The organism is [Borrelia] turdi, assembly GCF_030439285.2.
Lineage (GTDB): Bacteria > Spirochaetota > Spirochaetia > Borreliales > Borreliaceae > Borreliella > Borreliella turdi.
Window position 1 is genome coordinate 887,084 of the sequence record NZ_CP124018.1, and the last position, 21,161, is coordinate 908,244.

General features: G+C 27.5%; 13 protein-coding genes and 1 pseudogene. 9 read left to right on the forward strand and 5 right to left on the reverse strand.

From position 1 onward, the window contains the following. The first annotated feature begins 45 nt into the window (after positions 1-45). From uvrB to QIA31_RS04760, 3 genes are read left to right on the forward strand one after another with little or no spacing between them, the layout of a single operon-like run. Entirely contained in the window at positions 46-2,040 is a 1,995-nt protein-coding gene (gene uvrB / locus QIA31_RS04750) for an excinuclease ABC subunit UvrB (RefSeq protein WP_301394436.1), read from the forward strand. Between the two features lie 16 nt (positions 2,041-2,056). Next, positions 2,057-4,909 (forward strand): excinuclease ABC subunit UvrA, encoded by a 2,853-nt coding sequence (gene uvrA / locus QIA31_RS04755; protein ID WP_301394437.1) that lies wholly within the window; start codon positions 2,057-2,059, stop codon positions 4,907-4,909. Then, positions 4,864-8,313 (forward strand): LPS-assembly protein LptD, encoded by a 3,450-nt coding sequence (locus tag QIA31_RS04760; protein WP_301394438.1) that lies wholly within the window; start codon positions 4,864-4,866, stop codon positions 8,311-8,313. Before uvrA ends, QIA31_RS04760 begins: the two co-directional genes overlap by 46 nt. Positions 8,314-8,322: 9 nt before the next feature. On the opposite strand, the gene QIA31_RS04765 is transcribed toward QIA31_RS04760, so the two are convergent. Genes QIA31_RS04765 through QIA31_RS04775 form a run of 3 tightly spaced genes read right to left on the reverse strand, consistent with a single transcriptional unit; the run spans position 8,323 to position 11,075 of the window. Continuing rightward, positions 8,323-8,874, reverse strand: coding sequence for a hypothetical protein (locus QIA31_RS04765; RefSeq protein ID WP_301394484.1), 552 nt, complete (start codon positions 8,872-8,874; stop codon positions 8,323-8,325). Next, positions 8,843-9,448: a ribonuclease H family protein gene (locus QIA31_RS04770; protein ID WP_301394439.1), complete on the reverse strand. Its 606-nt coding sequence runs from the start codon at positions 9,446-9,448 to the stop codon at positions 8,843-8,845. The genes QIA31_RS04765 and QIA31_RS04770 overlap by 32 nt, the downstream gene beginning before the upstream one ends. 13 nt (positions 9,449-9,461) lie before the next feature. After that, positions 9,462-11,075, reverse strand: a complete 1,614-nt coding sequence (locus QIA31_RS04775) for a hypothetical protein (RefSeq protein WP_301394440.1) — start codon at positions 11,073-11,075, stop codon at positions 9,462-9,464. Between the two features lie 158 nt (positions 11,076-11,233). Here QIA31_RS04775 and arcA point away from each other — a divergent pair, with 158 nt between their 5' ends. The 3 genes from arcA (at position 11,234) to QIA31_RS04790 (ending at position 14,979) form a co-directional block, all read left to right on the forward strand. Continuing rightward, on the forward strand, positions 11,234-12,463 hold the full coding sequence (gene arcA / locus QIA31_RS04780; RefSeq protein WP_301394441.1) for an arginine deiminase: 1,230 nt from the start codon (positions 11,234-11,236) through the stop codon (positions 12,461-12,463). A gap of 64 nt (positions 12,464-12,527) precedes the next feature. Further along, positions 12,528-13,511, forward strand: coding sequence for an ornithine carbamoyltransferase (gene argF / locus QIA31_RS04785; protein ID WP_151060481.1), 984 nt, complete (start codon positions 12,528-12,530; stop codon positions 13,509-13,511). 43 nt (positions 13,512-13,554) lie between these two features. Further along, a complete protein-coding gene (locus QIA31_RS04790; RefSeq protein ID WP_301394442.1) occupies positions 13,555-14,979 on the forward strand; it encodes a YfcC family protein in 1,425 nt (474 codons plus the stop codon). A 677-nt stretch (positions 14,980-15,656) separates the two neighbouring features. Here the strand turns inward: QIA31_RS04790 and QIA31_RS04795 are convergent. Further along, the gene (locus tag QIA31_RS04795; protein ID WP_301394443.1) at positions 15,657-16,457 is read right to left on the reverse strand and encodes a complement regulator-acquiring protein; all 801 of its coding nucleotides are present in this window, start codon (positions 16,455-16,457) and stop codon (positions 15,657-15,659) included. Between the two features lie 268 nt (positions 16,458-16,725). Between QIA31_RS04795 and QIA31_RS04800 the strand changes: the two are divergent. From QIA31_RS04800 to QIA31_RS04810, 3 genes and pseudogenes are all read left to right on the forward strand, one after another. Beyond that, positions 16,726-16,991: pseudogene (locus QIA31_RS04800) on the forward strand (zinc ribbon domain-containing protein); the annotation flags it as partial. A 156-nt stretch (positions 16,992-17,147) separates the two neighbouring features. Then, the gene (locus tag QIA31_RS04805) at positions 17,148-17,303 is read left to right on the forward strand and encodes a hypothetical protein (RefSeq protein WP_363325307.1); all 156 of its coding nucleotides are present in this window, start codon (positions 17,148-17,150) and stop codon (positions 17,301-17,303) included. A gap of 97 nt (positions 17,304-17,400) precedes the next feature. Beyond that, a complete protein-coding gene (locus QIA31_RS04810) occupies positions 17,401-17,958 on the forward strand; it encodes a virulence associated lipoprotein (RefSeq protein ID WP_363325308.1) in 558 nt (185 codons plus the stop codon). Positions 17,959-18,366: 408 nt separating this feature from the next. Here QIA31_RS04810 and QIA31_RS04815 read toward each other — a convergent pair whose 3' ends face one another. Further along, positions 18,367-19,296 carry a P12 family lipoprotein gene (locus QIA31_RS04815; RefSeq protein WP_301394444.1) on the reverse strand — a complete coding sequence of 310 codons (930 nt, stop codon included), beginning with the start codon at positions 19,294-19,296 and terminating at the stop codon, positions 18,367-18,369. Positions 19,297-21,161 lie beyond the last annotated feature (1,865 nt).

A 21,161-nucleotide genomic window follows, 5' to 3' on the forward strand; every position in this document is an offset into this window, starting at 1 on the left:
TAGATAATTTATGAGAATGTGTATTAAATTTTGGTCGTTAAATTAATGATAGATTTTTTTTTGGAGTCTGAATATCTTCCTGCTGGTGATCAACCTAAGGCAATAAAAGAGGTTGAAAATTCTATTTTGCTGGGGAATAAGTATCAAACATTAAAGGGTGTTACAGGGAGTGGAAAGACTTTTACAATTGCAAATATAATTAAAGATCTAAATAGGCCTGCTTTAGTTGTCAGTCATAACAAAACATTAGCGGCACAACTTTATAGAGAATTTAAAGATTTTTTTCCAAACAATGCTGTTGAATATTTTGTTTCTTATTATGATTATTATCAGCCAGAATCCTATGTGCCTTCAAAAGATTTATTTATTGAAAAAGAAGCTACTATTAATACTGAGATAGAAATTAAGCGAATAAGGGCGGTAACGTCTCTTGCTAAAAGACGAGATGTTATTGTTGTTGCAACTGTATCTTCGATTTATGCTCTTGGATCTCCAGATTTTTTTAAAAAATCAGCGCGGGAATTTTTTGTAGGCCAAAAAATTTCTATTAAAGAAATATCAGATATTTTTGTAGAGCTTTATTATGAGAGAACTTTGATTAATCTAGAAAGGGATAAATTTTCAATTAAGGGAGATGTTGTTGAAATTTGGCCTAGTAGTGAGCACGGAGAGTTTGCTTATCGAATTTGTTTAGATTTTGATGAAATTGTTGGAATATACAGGATTAGTTCATTTTCTAAAAAAAATTTAGGAATCACAAATAGTTTTATTCTTTTTGCTAAATCTTATTTTGTGATTCCTTATCAAAAAGTATTAGAAGCAATACCTAAAATATCTTATGATTTGGATCTTCAATGTCAATATTTTAAAGATAATGGTAAGCTTGTAGAAGCTAAGAGGCTTAGGCAGAGGGTAGAATATGATTTGGAAATGCTTAGAGAAACAGGATTTTGTTCGGGTATTGAAAATTATTCTAAGTATTTAAGTGGAAGTACAATGGGAAGGCCTTATTGTCTTTTTGACTTTTTCCCAAAAGATTACTTATTATTTGTAGACGAATCTCATGTTACATTGCCGCAATTTAGGGGAATGTATAATGGAGATTATTCTAGAAAGTTAAATCTTGTTAACTTCGGATTCAGGCTTCCTTCAGCACTTGAAAATAGACCTCTTAGATATGATGAATTTGATACATTGATTAATCAGGTTGTATTTATATCTGCAACTCCAGGCTTTGAAGAGATTTCAAAGAGCAGTGTGGTTATTGATCAAATAATTCGACCTACAGGGCTTGTTGATCCTGAAATTATTACTAGGCATTCTGATGGTCAAATGGAAGATCTTTATAGCGAGATTAAAAAAAGAGTAGCTCTTAAAGAGCGGGTTTTAGTTACTACTTTGACAAAAAAAATGTCTGAAGATTTAACTGAATATTTAATAAATCTTGGCGTAAAGGCAAGATATTTACATTCAGAACTTGACGCTCTTGAAAGAGTGGAAGTTATTTCATTGCTTAGAAAATCTGAAATTGATGTTATTGTTGGTATTAATTTGCTTAGAGAAGGCTTAGATATTCCAGAAGTATCTCTTGTTGCAATATTAGATGCTGATAAGGTGGGGTTTTTAAGATCTACTACTTCATTAATACAAACAATTGGTAGGGCTGCTAGAAATTCTAATGGATTTGTAATAATGTATTACGACAAAATAAGTTTAGCTATGCAGGAGGCAATTGAAGAAACTAATAGAAGGCGTCAAATTCAGATTGATTATAATAAGAAGAATAATATTATTCCTAAGACAATTGTTAAGAAGATTCAAAATTTTTTAGAAAAAGAACTTAATAATAAAAATAAAAATATTAATTATGACCTTGAAAAAATTATTTCAGGCAAGAGATTGTCTAAAAAAAAGCTTATTGATAAGCTTAAGTTTGAGCTAGAAGAAGCTGTTAATGATGAAAGATTTGAAGATGCAATTGTTTTAAGAGATAAAATAAAAGAGCTTAGTAGCAAAATTAGTGCAGCTAGTAGTAAATAAAAGAGAGGTATAATCTTTGGTAAAAAATTTGGAAAAAAAAATTATCGTCAGGGGAGCAAAAGAACATAATTTGAAAAACATTGATGTGGATATTCCAAAAGATGGTTTAGTTGTAATATCTGGCAAGAGTGGCTCTGGTAAATCTTCTCTGGCTTTTGATACTATTTTTGCAGAAGGGCAAAGAAGGTATATGGAGTCTGTTTCAGCTTATGCAAGACAGTTTTTGGGTGTAATGAAAAAACCCAATGTTGATTATATAGATGGACTTTCTCCTTCTATAGCTATTGAGCAAAGAACAATAAGCAATAATCCTCGTTCTACTGTTGGAACAATTACTGAGATTTATGATTATTATAGACTAATATTTGCCAAAATAGGCAAAGCATACTGTCCAAATGATGGTAGATTAATAGAAAAGCAATCTTTAGATAAAATAGTTAATACTATTTTAAGTTATTCTGAGGGATCTAAGGTTATACTTTTTGCACCAATTGTAAGGGGTTCTAAAGGTTCTCATAAAAAAGTTTTAGAAAAAATATTAAATCAAGGCTTCAATAGAGTGAGAATAAATTCTGAAGATTATTTAATAGAAGATGCACTTAATTTAAATTTGCATAAAAATAAAAAACATACCATTGAAATTATAGTTGATAGGATTAAACTTGACAATAATGCTAGAGTTAGGCTTGCAGAATCTATTGAGACTTCTCTTCTTGTTTCTAATGGATATTTGCGAGCGGAAATTGAGAATGATTTGGAAAAAATAGATAAGCTTTTTACAGAGCATAATAGTTGTCCTTTATGTGGGTTTTCGCTTCCTTTTATAGAGCCCAGGCTTTTTTCGTTTAATAGCCCATTTGGTGCTTGTAGTGAGTGTTCTGGCCTTGGTGTTACACTTGAGTTTGATTTTGAGAGTATTTGTCCTGATACTAGCCTTTCTTTTAATGATGATGCTTTTATTACGTTTAAGACAAGTTCATCTTGGTCCTTGGCTATTTTTAAAGGACTTGCTAAGCATTTTAATTTTGAATTAAATACTCCTGTAAAAGACATTCCAGACAAAGTTCTTAAACAAATTTTATACGGCTCAAATGAAAAAATAGATTTTATTTACCAGTCTAAAGAAATGGAAGCAAAGGCAGTAGATGGAGGGTTTCATTATTCTAAAAAGTTTGAAGGGCTTTTACCTCTTTTAAAAAGACGATATCTTACAACAGAATCAGAGAGTACTAAAATTTTTTATGAAAATTTGATGTCTAAAAAAATCTGTAATTCATGTAAGGGCAAGCGTTTAAGCGTTGGAGCTTTAACTGTGAAAATCAATGGGAGAGACATTCAAGATCTTAGTAATTTATCTGTATTTGATTCTTATATGTTTTTTGAAGATTTACAGCTTGATTTGGTGGATGAAAAAATATCTAAAGAAATTTTAAAGGAAATTAAAAGTAGGCTTAAATTTTTAATTGATGTTGGTCTTTCTTATTTGTATTTAAATAGAATATCAGGCAGTCTATCTGGAGGTGAAGCTCAGCGCATTAGGCTTGCTACTCAAATAGGGTCAGCACTTTCGGGTGTTATTTATGTTCTTGATGAACCAAGTATCGGGCTTCATCAAAAAGATAATGAAAAATTAATCTCTACTCTTGTTAATCTTAAAAATCTTGGCAATACAGTAATTGTTGTTGAGCATGACGAGCAAACTTTGCGTACCGCAGACTATATTATTGATATGGGCCCCGGTGCTGGAATTCTTGGGGGGAAAATAGTTGCAAAGGGAGCTTTAATTGATATTTTAAATAGTAAAAATAGTTTAACCGGGCAATATTTAAGCGGTAAGTTTAAAATAGATGTTCCAGACTCTAGAAGAAAGACAAATAAGGGAGAAATTTTGCTTTTAGGAGCTAATAAAAACAATCTTAAAAATATAGATGTAAGCATCCCTTTAGGAGTTTTTACTGTAATAACAGGTGTTTCTGGTAGCGGAAAAAGTACTTTGCTTAACGAAGTACTTTTTCTAGCTCTTGATAGCAGATTAAAGCTTGATGAAAAGTATTGTGATGGTTTTAAAGATATTGTTGGATACGAAAAAATCGATAAAATTATTCAAATAAATCAAAAACCAATAGGCAGAACTTCAAGATCAAACCCAGCAACTTATGTAGGATTTTTTACAGAAATTAGAGAGCTTTTTGCCAGACTACCGGAAGCAAAGTCAAGAGGTTTTAAAGCTGGTAGATTTTCTTTTAATGTTAAAGGTGGAAGGTGTGAGAAATGCCAAGGGGACGGATATCTTAATATTCAGATGCATTTTTTACCGGATGTTTTTGTTCCTTGTGATTTGTGCAAGGGAAAAAAATTTAATGAGGAAACTTTAGAAGTTAGGTATAAGGGAAAGAATATACATGATGTTTTAGAGATGAGTGTATTTGAAGCTAGAAATTTTTTTGAGAATGTTCCAAAAATTAGCCATTATTTGAAATTTTTAATTGAAGTTGGGCTTGAATATATTAAGTTAGGGCAATCTGCAACAACTTTGTCAGGAGGCGAAGCTCAACGCATTAAGTTAGCTTTTGAGTTGAGCAAAAAGAGTACAGGCAAAACCTTTTATATTATTGATGAACCTACAACTGGATTGCATTTTGATGACATAAAGAAGTTGTTAGAGGTTTTGCAGCAGTTAGTTTCTAATGGCAATACAGTTGTACTAATAGAACACAATTTGGATGTAATTAAACAGGCAGATTATATAATAGATTTGGGGCCTGATGGTGGATTGGCAGGGGGAAATATTGTTGTTTCTGGTATTCCTGAAGAGGTTGCAAAATGCGAGAATTCCTATACAGGAATGTTTTTAAAAAATTTTTTGTAATATTGTTAATTTTTTTTACATTTTCTAATGTAATTTTTGCTCAAACTGTAAATGACGAAAATTCTAAAAAAAGAAGTAAGCTGACTTTAAGTCAAAAATCTTATTTAAGAGAACTTGAGCTTTCAACTGATGAAGATTTGAAAAAATGGGCCTTACAAGAAGGCCTAGAAGAAACGGATGTTTTAAAAATACGAGAATTGCTTTTAAAAAAGTTTGGAATAGATCCTGGGCTTTTTGTCAAAGGAAAAGGACTTGTTGGATCTGGTAGATATAAAATAATAATTGAAGCTACAGACAATCTTGAAAATTTTACCTATGGGCTTACTAAGGACGAAAGTATTGTTTTCGAAGGAAGAGTTAATATCTTGGTTGAAGATATTAAAGAGAATAAGAAACATAATATTAAAGGTGATAGGATAGTCCTTAATAAGGATTCTAAAAAACTTTATTCTATTGGAAATGTTGAATATATTCTTGATATAGATAGCAATGAAAAGCTTTATTTTTATGGTAATGAATTTTTTGTTGATTTTGATTCTCAAAATTTTCTATTAAAAGATGGTATTCTTCAAAAAAAAATGCAAAAAAATCAAATAGATCATATTCTTTCGTTTGGAGGAAAGGTTATAAAAAAGATAGACAATGATGTTACTATTTTGGAGCAAGCTTTTGCAACAACTAGTAAAATTCCTGAACCTTACTACTCGATCAAAGCTGCTAAAATATGGGTATTGCCTTCAGGAGATTTTGGCTTTTTAAATGCTATATTTTATATGGGAAGAGTCCCAGTATTTTATATTCCTTTTTTTTTCAGGCCGGGAGATAGTTTATTTTTTAATCCATCTTTAGGTTTAAATCCACGAAAAGGTTTTTCTGTTTTTAATACTATTTATCTTTTTGGCAATAAATCTTCAAGTGAAGATTCTTCTTTTTTAGATTTTGATTTTAATTCTGTTTATAATTCAGGTAAAAAACCTTATATAAGAAATGGATATTTAACTTATTTTTTTGCAGAAAATTTAGCACATAATCTTAATAAAGATTATGTTAAGGTGATTTTTGATATTTATGCTAATTTAGGATTTTATTCTGGAATTGATTTTGATTTAAGCAATACTTTTGGGCGTTTTAAAACTTTGGAAGTAAATTTTGGATTAGGTTTTACTAGGAATGTTTATAGTTACGATGAAGGATATTATCCTTTTGACAATAGAACTTTAAAACAATCCCTTTTTAGTTTTTCTAATCTTAACAAAGGAGATATATTGGGGTTTGAAGTTCCTTTTAGATATTTACTTAAATTAAAAACAGAATTCCTTTTAAGCGATGCACTTTTTTCAGTTGTTTTAGAACACTATTCTGATCCATATGTTAATATTGATTTTAGAGATAGAATAGAGAGTGCTTCATTTTTTTCTCTTTTAAATTTAGATAAAGATTTGGTTAAAGAGCAAACTAAAATTAACACTTTTGATTGGAATTTATCTTCTTTTTATAGTCGGAAATTTGATGATGGTTCAATTTTAGATTACAAATTAAATAATTTGGGCTTAAGTTTCAAATTGTCAGATTATGATAATCTTTATATTAGATCTCCTTTAGAGAAGCCAAAAGGGATTAATGATCCTACAAGAAAATGGTTTTATTTAGAGAGAATTTATATCCCATATATTGATTTGAATTTTCAAAAAGACCTTTACAATAATCAATGGACATTTTCAGCTGATACTAAAGAAATGATAATGGGCCCAGAAATTAAAAATCTAAAAGATAAGGATAATAATAAACAGAGTGCAAAAGACAAAAAGGCCGAAAAAATAAAAGATTTAAATAAAAATTTATATGTTCCCCCAGAACTAATTACTTTGGAAAATACTGATCAATTTGATTCTTTTTTTATTAGGTTTAGCATTAATCCTTATTTAAGAAATAATGTTTTTTTCAATAATTATGGTATTACAAGTCCAAAGGACTTTAATTATGAGATAAAAAATTATTTATTTGATATAAAAAATAAAACGGATATAAAAATTCATGCAGATTTTTATAATCGTTTAATTACTTTTGAAAATTCATTATATCTTAATACTGTTGAGTACAATCCTTTAAATAAAAACTTTGAAGTTGAAGATAAAGATAAAAAAAGTGAACACTCTATTATTAATCAAATAAATTTAAACTTGCTTCCGTTTATTAGGTATCCTTTATTTTCTAGAAGTATTTTAAAGTTTGAAAATAAGTCTACTTTGTATTCATTTAATAAGAAATATGATACTGATGCAAAATCTTTAGTTAATAAGAATGGTAGTATTTTTTTATCTGATCCGGAAACTTTTTATCAAAGCTTAACAGCTTCTTTTGTTTATGATTATAATTATTTTAATGCTGATCTTTCAGGTGAATTAAAAAATAGTTTTGAAGATATTAAGGTTTCTTCTGAGCTTAAATTTTCTTTAGATTTTCCTTATTTGTTACAAGAAGCTGGAATTGGAATTAAATATTATAAAAAATTTAAAGAAGACCCCATTAAAAACTCCGAAATTTCTGTTAAGCAATCTTTATTGAATCCTTTGGAGCCTCAAAAGCCATCATCACCTTATAAAAATTTAGAAATGTCTCCTGCTTTGTATTATAAAATTGAGCCGAAATATTTAAACTATTTTAAATTTGTTTTTTTAGCTGCTTATGATCCTTTGATAAATAGAATTTCTGAACTTTCGTTTAAACTTAATGTTTTTGATTTTCAGGTTTTGTTTGCTATGAAAGATGATTTTGAATATAATTATGATTCTTTAAAAGGGGATTTTTCTAAGATTGGTATTACGACTAAACTTGTTCCGTATTCTTTAGATTCTAGTTATAAGAAGGAGTTTAGCGTTTTAAATTTGTTTGATAAGAAACTTTCTTTTACTTTGGGGATAGATGCTGGCTGGAAAATAAATTTGCAGAAATTTACTGATAATGAACTTTGGTCTGCATTAACTTTTAAATTTAAATATACAGAATTTTTAGAAATTTACTTTTCTACTTTTTCTGTCAATACTAAGATTTTTAGATACTTCAAAGTATATATGGATCAAATTGGTCTTGAAACCGTTAATATCTTTACTGATTTGTTGAAATCTTTTAATTTCTTTAATCTTCAAGACAGAAAAAATTCACTTTTTAAAATTAAAAAATTTTCATCGGGCTTTAAATTCAATTTTTATGATTGGAAATTTGTTGGCGAATATCATTTAGAGCCAGATTTGATAAAAGGATCTGATGGGATTTATTCTCCCATTTGGAGAAATAATTTTACAATTTATATTTCTTGGAATTTTTTTGCTCCTGTAAAAGCATCATTTGAAAACAATAAAGACACAAACTACGATCTTATCATTAATAGAAAAGCAAAAAAATAATAACGGTTTTTATATATTGGTAACATTGGTTTTTATAGTTCTTGTTATTAAAATATTTATTGTTTTTTTTGTGTCAATACCTATTTTTGTTATGTTGAGTTTAAAAATAGATGGATATTTAATAGCTAAGTTTAAGATATTGTTATTTTTGTCTTTAGAGAAAGTTTTTAGTGGATATGCTTCAAATTTAAATGAAGTTTTGGGGCCAATAAAAAATTCACTATATTTATTTTTATACCTTGTTTCATTGTTTATTGTAAGATCTTCTTTTTTTAAGACAATTTTATTATTGTTAAGGCTAGTGTTTTGCCAATTTATTTTTACTGGGTCTAAGCTATTGTTTGTAATTTGAATATAAATATATTCATTTGTTCCTTTGATTATATCTATGTCAATGTATTTAAAGGGAGAATCTAAAACTTTAAAATTAGTTTCATAATCATCTGGGCTTATTTTTATTGTAGTGCAACAATAAAAATAAGCCATTGAAATCAGGAATATTGTTTTTATGTATTTTTTGGTACTATTTTTACTTAGCTTTGTGAAAACCAAGATCTGCAATATTTTCATTTCCTGAAATAAGAGAAATTTTTCCACCTTGTTCTTCAAATTTTTTCCTTAGTTTAACTGTTTTTTTGATTAAATCAATAGTAATTTGTTTTAATTTTTTGCCATTATAGATTCCTTTTGACCAATAGTCAATTATTAATTTACTATCGCCAAATATATTTGTTACATTTTCTTTTAATGCTATTTTGAGTGCTGCATATAAGGCAAGCAGTTCTCCAAAATTATTACTAATCCCTTGAAAATCTTTGACATAATGATTGCCATATTCATTAATCAAGGATTTATCTAGGATTTTATCCAATATTGAAATCTTTTTTTCGTTTACAACCCTAATTTCTACACCCTTTCCTCTTCCTGTTCCAGAATCAAAATATATACCAATTGGGTGATGATGAATTTTATCCTCATTCCCATTATAGAATAACCAATTTTGAGCTTGTTCTATTGTTTTAAAACTTTTTATTTTATTATTTTTCCCCTTAATGGTATTTTTGCATTCTTCCCATGATTTGAAAATAATTTTTTCATTACTATTGATCAAAATGCATGCATAATATTTTTTCATATGGATAGTAGTATTAACTTCCTAAACACCAGAGGTTTATTATATTGCAAGCTCTTCCAAAGATTTTTTCTTTCGATTTTTTAAATTCCATTGTATCTACTATTTCTTTGTTATAACCAATGAATTTTTCTTTTAAGCTTGGTTTAATGAGTCTTTTTGGAAGCACGCTTGGGAGTATTCCTGTAATCGTATAAGACATGTAAAAATTGTAAGCGGCTGCATTTATTTCTCCAGGAGTAATTATTCCTGAAATTTCGTAATTTCTTGATACATTAAGTCCTGCTATTTTATATATTCTATCAACTACTAAAGAACAATAGGTTTTGTTATGAATTTCTTCAAGATTAAATGAATCTGTCCATAAATTAGAGGATATTAATGGAATCATATATCCAAAGTTATTGTCAATGTATCTGCTTCTTCCAAAATTAATAGCTTTTTGAATTGTTCTTGTGTCTGTTATTGGTGAGAATATTTTTAATATTCTTGATTGTACGTATGTTGAAAGTTTTTCATATCCTGATCCTTGAGTAGATGCTGTATCAAATTTGATTTGATTGCTTGTAATTATTGACTTTATATCAAAATTATCATTTCCATCAAATGCAATTTTTTTAGTAGCTTCGTATTTTTCTTCATCAAATATTCCTACATGTTGCCAAAAATAAAAAAACTCTGTCCAATCTATTTTTGGTTTTATTAATATTATATCGCCATTTGATAAAAGAGATCTTAATTTTTTAGGGGTTATTTCAATGCCTGTATTTGGGTCTATTATTTTGGGTATTAGATCATATTGATTTTTATTATCGGAATTATCAATAGTTGATCTTTTCCTTCTTCTTGGTGGTTGTTTTGAATAATACAATTCATTGTGAAGATCTGCAATTCTTTGTTTTTCAAGTATTGTTTTTATTATGTTGTTTTCAACTTTTAAAAAATACATAAATTGTTCAAAATATTTTTTATCTTTTATTTTTAATAATTGATTTGCTATTGTATGCGGTGCAACATATTCTTCCCCATCTATTATTTCTTTTGTTATTGAATTTATATTTTTTTGAGGGAAAAATGAATTGATATGGCTTAATTGTATGTATCCCAAATTTTTATCATGGAATGTTTGTTCAATTAGGTTTAAAATTTCTTTTTCTAGATGCATTTGTAATTCTATTAATGCTATCAATTTTTCATTATCTGAATTTGTGTGATTAAAATTTGTTTTTTTTTCAAAAGCAGTATCAATTTTAATTGTTAGATTGCCATTGACGCTGCTTTGATTTATAAATTTTATCCATTCTGTTTCATTGTTTAAATAATTTTTGTAAGCATTTAAATAGTTTTTGATTTCTTCTAGTTTTTGTGGGCTTATTTTTATTTTTGCTGCTGTTTGTTTTATTAAAAAAGAACTATTGTTATTGTTCAAAATTTCTTGGATGCTAGATATTGGTATTCGATATTCTGTACTAGAAGGATTCTTTATTAAAGAGCTTTCTAGTGGTGTGTTTTGTGTTAATATGATTTCTGATGTGCTTAGATTTTTTGGTTTGTTATTCGCAATTAAAGCACAAGAGAATGTGAAGATGTGTATAGCTAATATTAATATTAATCCATTGATTTTCTTCATGGTAGTATTTTAGCATAATTCTTATCAATGTTTTTGATTTAAAGCTTTATTTTAGAGCTTTTTTGTTTTTAGTAAGTTTTCTACCTAATATATAATTGATATTTTTGAATATAAAGTATAATATTTCAATATATGGCAATTTTATAAAGGGAAAATCTATGAAAGGATGTTTAAACCCAATAAATATATTTTCTGAGATAGGCCGTTTGAAAAAAGTTTTGCTTCATAGACCAGGAGAAGAATTGGAAAATTTAACGCCTTTTGTTATGAAAAATTTTTTATTCGATGATATTCCTTATCTTGAAGTTGCAAGACAAGAGCACGAAGTCTTTGTAGGTATTTTGAAAAATAATTCAGTTGAAATTGAGTATGTTGAGGATCTTGTTAGTGAGGTTCTTGCTTCTTCTGTATCGCTCAAAAATAAATTTATATCTCAATTTATTCTGGAGGCAGAAGTAAAAACAGATTGTACAATTGATTTTTTAAAAGATTATTTTTCTAGTTTGACTATCGATATTATGGTCTCTAAAATGATTTCGGGTGTTGCAAGAGAGGAGCTTAAAAATTATGTATCTTCTCTTGATGATATGGTTAATGGAGCAAGTCTTTTTATTATTGATCCTATGCCTAATGTTTTATTTACTAGGGATCCTTTTGCTAGTATTGGCAATGGAATTACAATAAATAAAATGTTTACTAAAGTTAGACATAGAGAGACAATATTTGCGGAATATATTTTCAAATACCATCCCGTTTATAAAAAAAATGTTCCAATTTGGTTTAACAGATGGGAAAAGACTTCTTTAGAAGGTGGAGATGAGTTTGTTTTAAATAAAGATCTTTTGGTTATTGGGATTTCTGAAAGAACATCAGCAGAGTCTGTAGAAAAATTAGCTACTAGTCTTTTTGAAAATAAGACCTCATTTAACACAATTTTGGCTTTTAAAATTCCAAAGAATAGGGCTTATATGCATTTAGATACAGTTTTTACTCAAATTGATTATAGCGTTTTTACAAGTTTTACGAGTGATGATATGCATTTCTCGATTTATGTTTTAACTTATAATTCAAGTTCCAGTAAAATTCATATTAAAAAGGAAAGGGCTAGACTTAAAGATGTTTTGAGCTTCTATCTTGGTAGAAGGATTGACATAATAAAATGTGCAGGTGGAGATTTAATACATGCTGCAAGAGAACAATGGAGTGACGGTGCTAATGTTTTAGCTATAGCTCCAGGCGAAGTAATTGCGTATTCTAGAAATCACCTGACTAATAAGTTGTTTGAAGAAAATGGTATTAAGGTTCATAGAATTCCGTCTAGCGAGCTTTCAAGGGGGCGTGGTGGTCCAAGATGTATGTCTATGCCTTTAATAAGAGAAGATATTTAATATTTGGGCTAAATTAGTTAAATAAGATTTAAAAATTAATTAATTGTAAAGGTTAGAGGTTATTATGTATAATTTAAGAAATAGGAGCTTTTTAAATCTTTTAGATTTTACAAGCAAAGATATTGAATATCTACTTGATTTATCGATCGATTTAAAAAAATCAAAATATGCAGGAATTGAGGTGCAGAAGCTTAAAGGTAAAAATATAGTTATAATCTTCGAGAAAGATTCAACAAGAACTCGGTGTGCTTTTGAGATTGCAGCGTATGACCAAGGAGCAAATATTACGTATTTAGGACCTAAAGGCAGTCAAATAGGCATAAAAGAGTCTATTAAAGATACTGCTAGAGTTTTGGGGCGCATGTATGATGCCATTGGATTTAGAGGATTTTCTCAACAAAGTGTTGAATGCTTGGCTAATTATTCTAATGTTCCTGTTTACAATGGATTGACAGATGTTTCTCACCCAACTCAAATATTAGCCGATTTAATGACAATAAAAGAGCACAAGGGAAGTTTAAAAGGAATTAAAATAGTTTTTTGTGGCGATGGCAGGGGAAATGTTGCCAACTCTTTATTGAAAGGCTGCGCCATTATGGGTCTTGATTTCAGAATTTTTGCCCCCAAAGAGCTTTTTCCAGATCCCAATTTGACGCTTAAGGCCAAGTCTTTGGCCTTAAAGAGTGGGGGTAAAATTACAATTACAGATTCTAAAGAAGAGGCTGTTAGATGCGCTGATGTTGTTTATACGGATGTTTGGGTATCTATGGGTGAGAGTAATTGGGAAGATAGAATAAATCTTTTAAAGTTTTATCAGGTCAATAAAGAATTGATGAGCATAGCAAAAGATGATGCAATATTTATGCATTGTTTACCCGCTTTTCATGACTTAAATACTGTGGTTGGTAAAGATATTTTTGATAAATATGGACTTAATGGAATTGAGGTTACAGAAGAAATTTTTGAAAGTAAAAATTCAGTTGTTTTTGATGTTGCTGAAAATAGGGTGCATACTATTAAGGCTATTATGGTATCGACTTTGGGATAATGGTAATTTATTTATATGAAATTATTTAGAAGGAATAAACGTTATGATCAAAATGCCAAGTAGTTTTACAATGATATTTTCTTTAATTGTATTTGTTACTATTTTAACATATATAATTCCTGCTGGTAAGTTTGATAAAGAATTTAGGCAAATAAGTGATGGCTCTAAAAGGGAAATAATCGTTGCCGGAACTTATCAATCTATAGATCGAGGTCCCAGAGGTTTTTTACACCCTATTATGACTATTTTAACCGCAATGTCAAAAGGCATGGAACATGCGGCCGAAGTTGTTATTTTTGTTTTAATTGTTGGAGGTGCTTATGGGATTATTATGAAAACAGGAGCAATAAATGCAGGAATTTATTGTTTAATTAAGAAGTTGGGACATAAGGATAAGTTGCTTATTCCTTTGTTAATGTTTATTTTTTCAATTGGTGGAACTGTAACAGGAATGAGCGAAGAGGCCCTTCCTTTTTATTTTGTTATTATTCCCCTGATAGTGGCTTTGGGTTATGATAGTCTTGTTGGAGCGTCTATTATTGCTTTGGGAGCTGGGGTGGGTACTATGGCTTCTACTGTAAATCCATTTGCTACAGGAATTGCATCCGAAATAGCTTCTATTAGTTTGCAGGATGGGTTTTATTTTAGAATTGTTCTTTATTTTGTGTCAGTATTAATTGCTATAATTTATGTTTCTGTTTATGCATCTAAAATTAAAAAGGATCCTTCAAAATCACTTGTTTATTCTCAAAAAAATGAACATTATCAACATTTTGTTGAAAAAAATGAGCTTTCTGTTAGAAACAATACCCAGAATGTTATTAACTTTACTTTTGCTCATAAACTAGTTTTACTTTTATTTGGACTTATGATATTGATTTTGGTATTTAGTATTGTTAAGCTTGGTTGGTGGATGCAAGAAATGACAATGTTATATCTTGGAGTTGCCATTATAGCCGCTTTTATTTGTAGGTTAGATGAATCTGAAATGTGGGATGCTTTTGTAAAAGGCTCTGAAAGTGTAATGACAGCAGCTCTTATTATTGGGCTTGCTAGGGGTGTTATGATAGTGTGCGATGATGGTTTGATTACAGCTACTATATTAAACGCTGCTACTAATTTTTTATATAATCTTCCCAGGCCTTTTTTTATCATTTTAAATGAAATTATTCAAATATTTATAGGATTTGTTGTTCCATCTTCATCAGGGCATGCTAGTCTAACTATGCCAATAATGGCGCCACTTGTCGATTTTTTGTCAATGCCAAGGTCTTCGGTTGTTATTGCTATGCAGACTTCATCTGGACTTATTAATTTAATAACACCTACAAGCGGAGTTATAATGGCTGTATTAGGGATATCTAAATTAAGTTATGCTACTTGGTTTAAGTTTGTTTTGCCATTATTTGTTATTGAGTTCTTTATTTCCATTTTAGTTATTATAGCCAACGTTTATTTGAGTTCTTAGTAGTTCACCATATGTCATCCCAGAAATAGGACCCACAATTATATCAGCAGCATTAAACTCGTTAATAGCTTGCTTAAATTCGTTACAAGATAAGCTGGTGTTACCAGTAACAAAAGTATCAGCATAAGACAGGCAGGCTGTTTCAATAGTTTCTTTAATAACAGGAATAATATCCCCAGCTGTTTTTAAATGGTCTACGCTTTTTTTCTTTTTCTATTCTTCGGCAACACTTTTAGCCCCTGTACAATCTTTTACTACCTTTCTATTTTATTTTCAAGCTTTGCTAGTTTGCTCTATAGCTTTCATATACTTCTTTATTGCGTTTTCTAAAGTGTTGTCTTTATAACTAGAAACAATCAGGCACTCTTTAGCATTTTACTAAGCTTAGAATACTCTTTTTCTAAGTTTATTTTTTCTAGTTCATCAAGAGCTTTTTTATGCTTTTTAAAAAGGCTCTGTACTAAAACATCCAATATCTATTATAATCATAACAACTACCGTAGGTATCAATGATGCATTCAGCAAGTATTTCAGGGTTACTCTTGTTCTTTTTGGTTTCGCCTGTAGTACTTCTTTTTATCTTTATCATTAATATTCCCTTATGTTCTTTAGTTATTCATTATTCAAATATTATCTTATTATAAAGCAAATACAGAGTAGAGACAATAATTTTAAATTTATTTGCCGTACTTGTAACCGTAGAATTTATTTGGTATATAAAGAGTAATATGGTAGTATTTATTTCTTATGTGAGTTGCTAGATTTTTTAGATTGGTTTTAAGATTGTTGGAATCTTTGCTATAAGCTTCAATGGTTGCGTTTAAGGTTTTTGCGAAATTTTGTTTTCCCTTTAAACTACGTTCCATATCTTGTAGCAGCTCTTCGGATTTTTTTTTGCTTAAATCTTCTATTTTTATTGAATGTATTTTTTCTATATAAAGTTGAATATCCCTAGATGTTTCAAGAAGCGTACGAGCTATTTTTCGGTTTTGATAATCGTTATCAAGTTTTTCAAAAATTTCTTTTAATAGCAATATTTTTTCTTTTTCGTAATTTAAGGATGGGTAAATTATTCTTTTTAATATCATTTTTGTATTGTACATAAAAGTTTCATCTCTTTGAAGTTTAAAAGTTTCTAGAAAATCATATTCTGTAATATTAGCTATTTGTATATCTTCCTGTTTTTTTTGATCTTTCAGATCTTTATCAATTTTTGCTAATTTTAGGAGTAAGATTTCTTCTTGAGAATTTTGATTTGAAAATTTTGAATTTTGAGATTCATTTTCAAGATTTTGATTATTTTCTGCTAGATTTTTTGAATTGGTACGGCTTTTTGTTTTTTTTAGCTTTCTAGGATTGGTATGGCTCTTTAGCTTGTTTGGATTAACCTTGTTAAGAGGTGCACATGATATACAAATTGATGTTAATATTGCTGCAATAATGTTAAGCTTAATGATATTTAATTTATTTTTTTTCAAAATATTCTCCTTTTTATATTATAATTAGTATTTATTAATTTTAATATAAAAAATAATATAATAATTTGATATTATTTTCAAATGATATCAAAACTTATTTGACATTAAAAATTTAATTTCTACTTCATGGTTTTGGTTTGGGCTTGGTTAGCTTATATGAAAAAAAAGAGAAGAATTAACTTCTCTTTTTAAAAATATTAAGCGCAGAATATTAATTTTTTTGTTTGGATTAATCGGTTTGATTTAGTAGATAAATAGTTTCATAGCATTTAACCTAAGTATTAATGATTTAGTATGGTCTTATTTTGTAAGACAATTATCATAAACCAGAATGGCATGGATCCTTTTTGCATAAATTAGATAGGCACTTTTCATTAAACAAGCTATGCAACAATTGTGGTATTAAAAATACAACTCTAAAATTAAGTGATACTAGGTGAACACTTGTGGTAGTTGTAATATTTATATGATAGAGATATAAATTCATCTCTAAATCTTAAAGCTTTATTATTATGTAAAAACTTAATTTTATAAAAATCAATAGAAATGAATTTAATATGTTCCTGGAAAAGTTTAAAATACTATAAAATTTTTAGCAATGAAAATATTATTATGATAATTAAATATTAGATATTGAATTATATTGAATATTGAATATTTAATTTTTGATCTAATACGAGGAGAATATTTATGAAATATAATATAATTGCAAGTATATTTGTTTTTCTGTTTTTAATTGCTTGCAATCCAGATTTTAACACCAATCAAAAATACGTTAAGCATCAATCTAATAATAAAAGCCTAAACTCTAAAATAGAAGAAACCCCTAATCAAGAAGTAAGTTAAAATCCAGAAGAAGACCCCAATAAAAGAAACCCAAAACACACTGCTTGATAATTTAAAAAATTTAATAGAAACAGCTTACAAAGATAGAGAAAGATATATGGAAAAAATGAAAAAAGAACCTAAAGATCAATATGGAATGTCAATCTTTAAGGCAATGGAGTGGGGACCACCAGCAAATGAACTAACATCTGACAATACTGAAAGATCTATTAAATTTAGAAGAAGGACCTACGAGATCTTAAATACCATTCATCCTGATGAATTAAAAGAATTTTCAAAAATGATGCTGATGATATCGCTAGAACAAGGGGCAAAATTCTTTAATCTTATTACTCTTTTTGTAAGTATTTTTGACGAAGTAATTGATCGTATATATCCTGAAAAAGATTCTCTAGAAAAATTAGACATTTCAGATTTAAATAAGCTTAAAAATTGGTTTGAAGAACTCTTATCTATAAAGATAATCGTCTCAAAAACGTTAAGCCAGCTTTTAATAGATTATAAAAACGATAAAAATTCTATAAAAACAAATAATAGCACTACGCTTCAATCTCATGTAACCAAAATTCAAAAACAGATCGAAGAAAAAGAAAACGAAGCAAAAAAGCTAAAAAATGATTTATTGTCAATAAAAACCCTTTGGGTTGTGTATTAAAATTGAAATACTCTAAGCTTATCTATAATAAAAGATAGGCTTAGAGTATTAATTATAGATTATAAAAAAAATTATAATCTATAATTAATATGAACCACAATTAATATCTAAAAAAAATTTCAAAAAAGATTAAACGACATGCAAGCTAAATATAAAAGATATAACTATTATAACTAACTTAATACCCCTGAATATATTAAAAATTAAAAATTAAAAGTAAAATATAAAAAAACTTCCTAGTATATAAAAAGCTAGAAAACAAAAGAATAAAGGTCAAAATTGATAGATAAAGTAAAGGCTTATAATTGGTATTTTATCAAGACATAAGTAAGAGAGCCTTCTTTAAGAAAAGGCTCTGGCTCTAACTAATTTTAAATATTAATATATTTATATATTTTATTATCTATTTTAAGACTTACTTAAAGCAATTTTTGCCTGTTCAATAAGTTTTTTTATAATTTTATCTCTTCCCATTGCGAAATTCTTTTTAGAAGAATAATTTTCTAATTTACTTAAAGCATCTTCTGCTTTATTTAAAGCGTGTTTAGATAATAGTAGTGCTGTTTTATTTTCATTTTCCAATCTTTTAATAATGCCTTCTTTTAAACTTTCCTTAGCTTCGTTAAAGAATAAAGCTGCAGATCCTATATCTTGTTCTGCAATATCAATGTGATTCATGATTTCATCAAATTCGTTTTTTGTATTTAAATTATTTTGCAATTGTCTCAGCTTCTTTATTTTAGTTCTATTTTCACGAGGATTTTTCATTAGTGATGTTATTTTATTGTTAATCTTACCTATTACATCATAAAAATCACTTTTTATCGAAGTATATTCACGTTTAAGTGACCTAATATCCTCAATTAACTTGGGAAATCCAGAGCCCCTAATAGCATCTTCTATATTTTCTATTTCTTTATCTGCTCTCTTTTCTTCATTAGTAGAAGGGAAAAGTTGTTCTTGTTTTATCTCTTTTTTTTGATTATGCTCAATTGGAATGGTTGTTGTTGGTGGTATACTAGCTTTATTGTTAGATGTTTTTAAAGATACCACAGGACCTATATTCTCCTTCTCTATAGTGGGCCTTGTGGACGCTAAGGATTCTGCGGGAGTGGGGGAAATTAAACTCCCATCTTTCAATTCCTCAAAATTTTTTAAACCTTTTTTTTCTTCTTGATTATCATATAACTTATTAAGAGTATTTTTTTGAATACTATCTAAGGCATTTTTTATATCATTTTTATTTTTTTGTTCTTTATTACCAAATAATTTAGAATCTAGACTACAAGATATCAATCCTATCGTTAACAATGTATATAAAAACAAATTTTTTTGCATGAAAAATATTCCCCTTTTCTATTTATTTAGAACTTATATTATAAATATTAATTACTAATTAAGATTATATATCATTTTGTTTTAATTGCAATAAAATATAAATAAAAATTTATATTTTATACTTTTTTATTTATTTAATCATTTGGAGAATATCTGATAAGTAAAGAAATTAATAAATTTTTTAAAATTAAAAAATATTCATATTTATAAATTTTTTTGCTTAATTCTATGTAGAATACTTGTAATATTAGGGAAAATCCTTCTTATAAAAATCAAAAAACAATAATCTGAGTATATTAGATTTAGTTAGTGACTATAAAAAAATAAAAAATGAATTAAGAAAAGAAAAAAGTTCAATATCACTGAACTTGGCTATTGCCCGATTTAGTTAAAAATAAAAATTTGGGCTTTATTCAAATAAAAAATTCAAAGTTCTAAGAGAACAGCTCAGTTTTCTTCCTCTGTTATCTGTAACGCTGCTAAAATATTTCTTTTTATTTCTATTAAAATAAAAAATACAGATTTTAATGGATAAAAATAAAAATGCCAAAATTGGAAAACTATTTATTTTTGTGTTCATTTTAATTTTTTTACTTTTATAGTATAGAAAACTTTTGCTATATTATTATTTTTTCTATTTATTTATACTTAATTAATGAGTATGTTAAAACAACATTCTCCTGTTAGAATGTCAAATATATAAATATATTTTGATCTATTTATTAGGACCCGTTGATGATCTTCACAAGAACAAATATCAAAGATAAAATTATTATTGCAAGATTATAATCTTCAATTATAACAATAAAAAAAGCATCTTATTAAAGAATAGTAAAAAAAGAATAATAGAAATATGAGTACTGAGTACTAGTAAAGAAAGTATTAGTACTCATATTTCTATTATTCTATCTTGTTTTTATTTGATTTTTATTGACACCGATATTGGCAACTTGACATTATTGAAATAATTTTCATTGCATTTATTTTTAGTAACTTGCATCAAGATATGAAAAATGCAGAAAAGAAAATAAAATTACAATATTGCTAAATACTAAATAATATTACAAATTAAAATTAACAAATTATTATTCTAAATATAGTAAAGCAATTTTGTCGATAATGCTCTAAAGTTTTAGAAATATGTTTTAAAATAGCTAAAAATCAATCTTATAGCCTGTGGCATCTTTTTCAGATGTGTCTTCTCAAAACAAGCGTTTGAAAGACTGTACTCCATATTAGTTGTCAGGTTATTTTTCTAATTTTTGTACATATTTTTCTCTATCTTCTTTAGGTAAAAAATACAACTAAATTTAGTTTAGAATTAAAAAAAGAATTATTTGATGCATTTTCTTTTATTTTAAATTCTTTAGAAAGCTATAAAACTACAATTAAATCCTTGGAAGTCATACATAATGAAACAAACAAAACAAAGCATTTTATAAGACAAAGTATAAATTTGTTAATCAAATCAAATTTGGTATTCAAAAAAAATAGAAGGTATGTTATAAATTTTCATAAAATTATTAAAACTTATTAATTCTAAAATCACACACGCTTATTGAACAAATTCACCTAAACAAGCCTTGAAAATTTTGCTATTAATTGCGTATCCAATATGGAAGAAATTATAATAAATTAAATAAATAATAAAATACTTTATATTTATATCGAAAATTGTTTTGCATGATATTATGTCTATATAATCTTTACTATAAAACACAATAACTATTGAAAAAATAATTAATTTAAAATAGAAAATTTAAATTCAGAGTATTTAATTTATTTATTTAATTTATTTATTTAATTTATTTATTTAATTTATTTATTGTGGTTCTTAGTTGTTTTATACTAAAAAATTATAAATT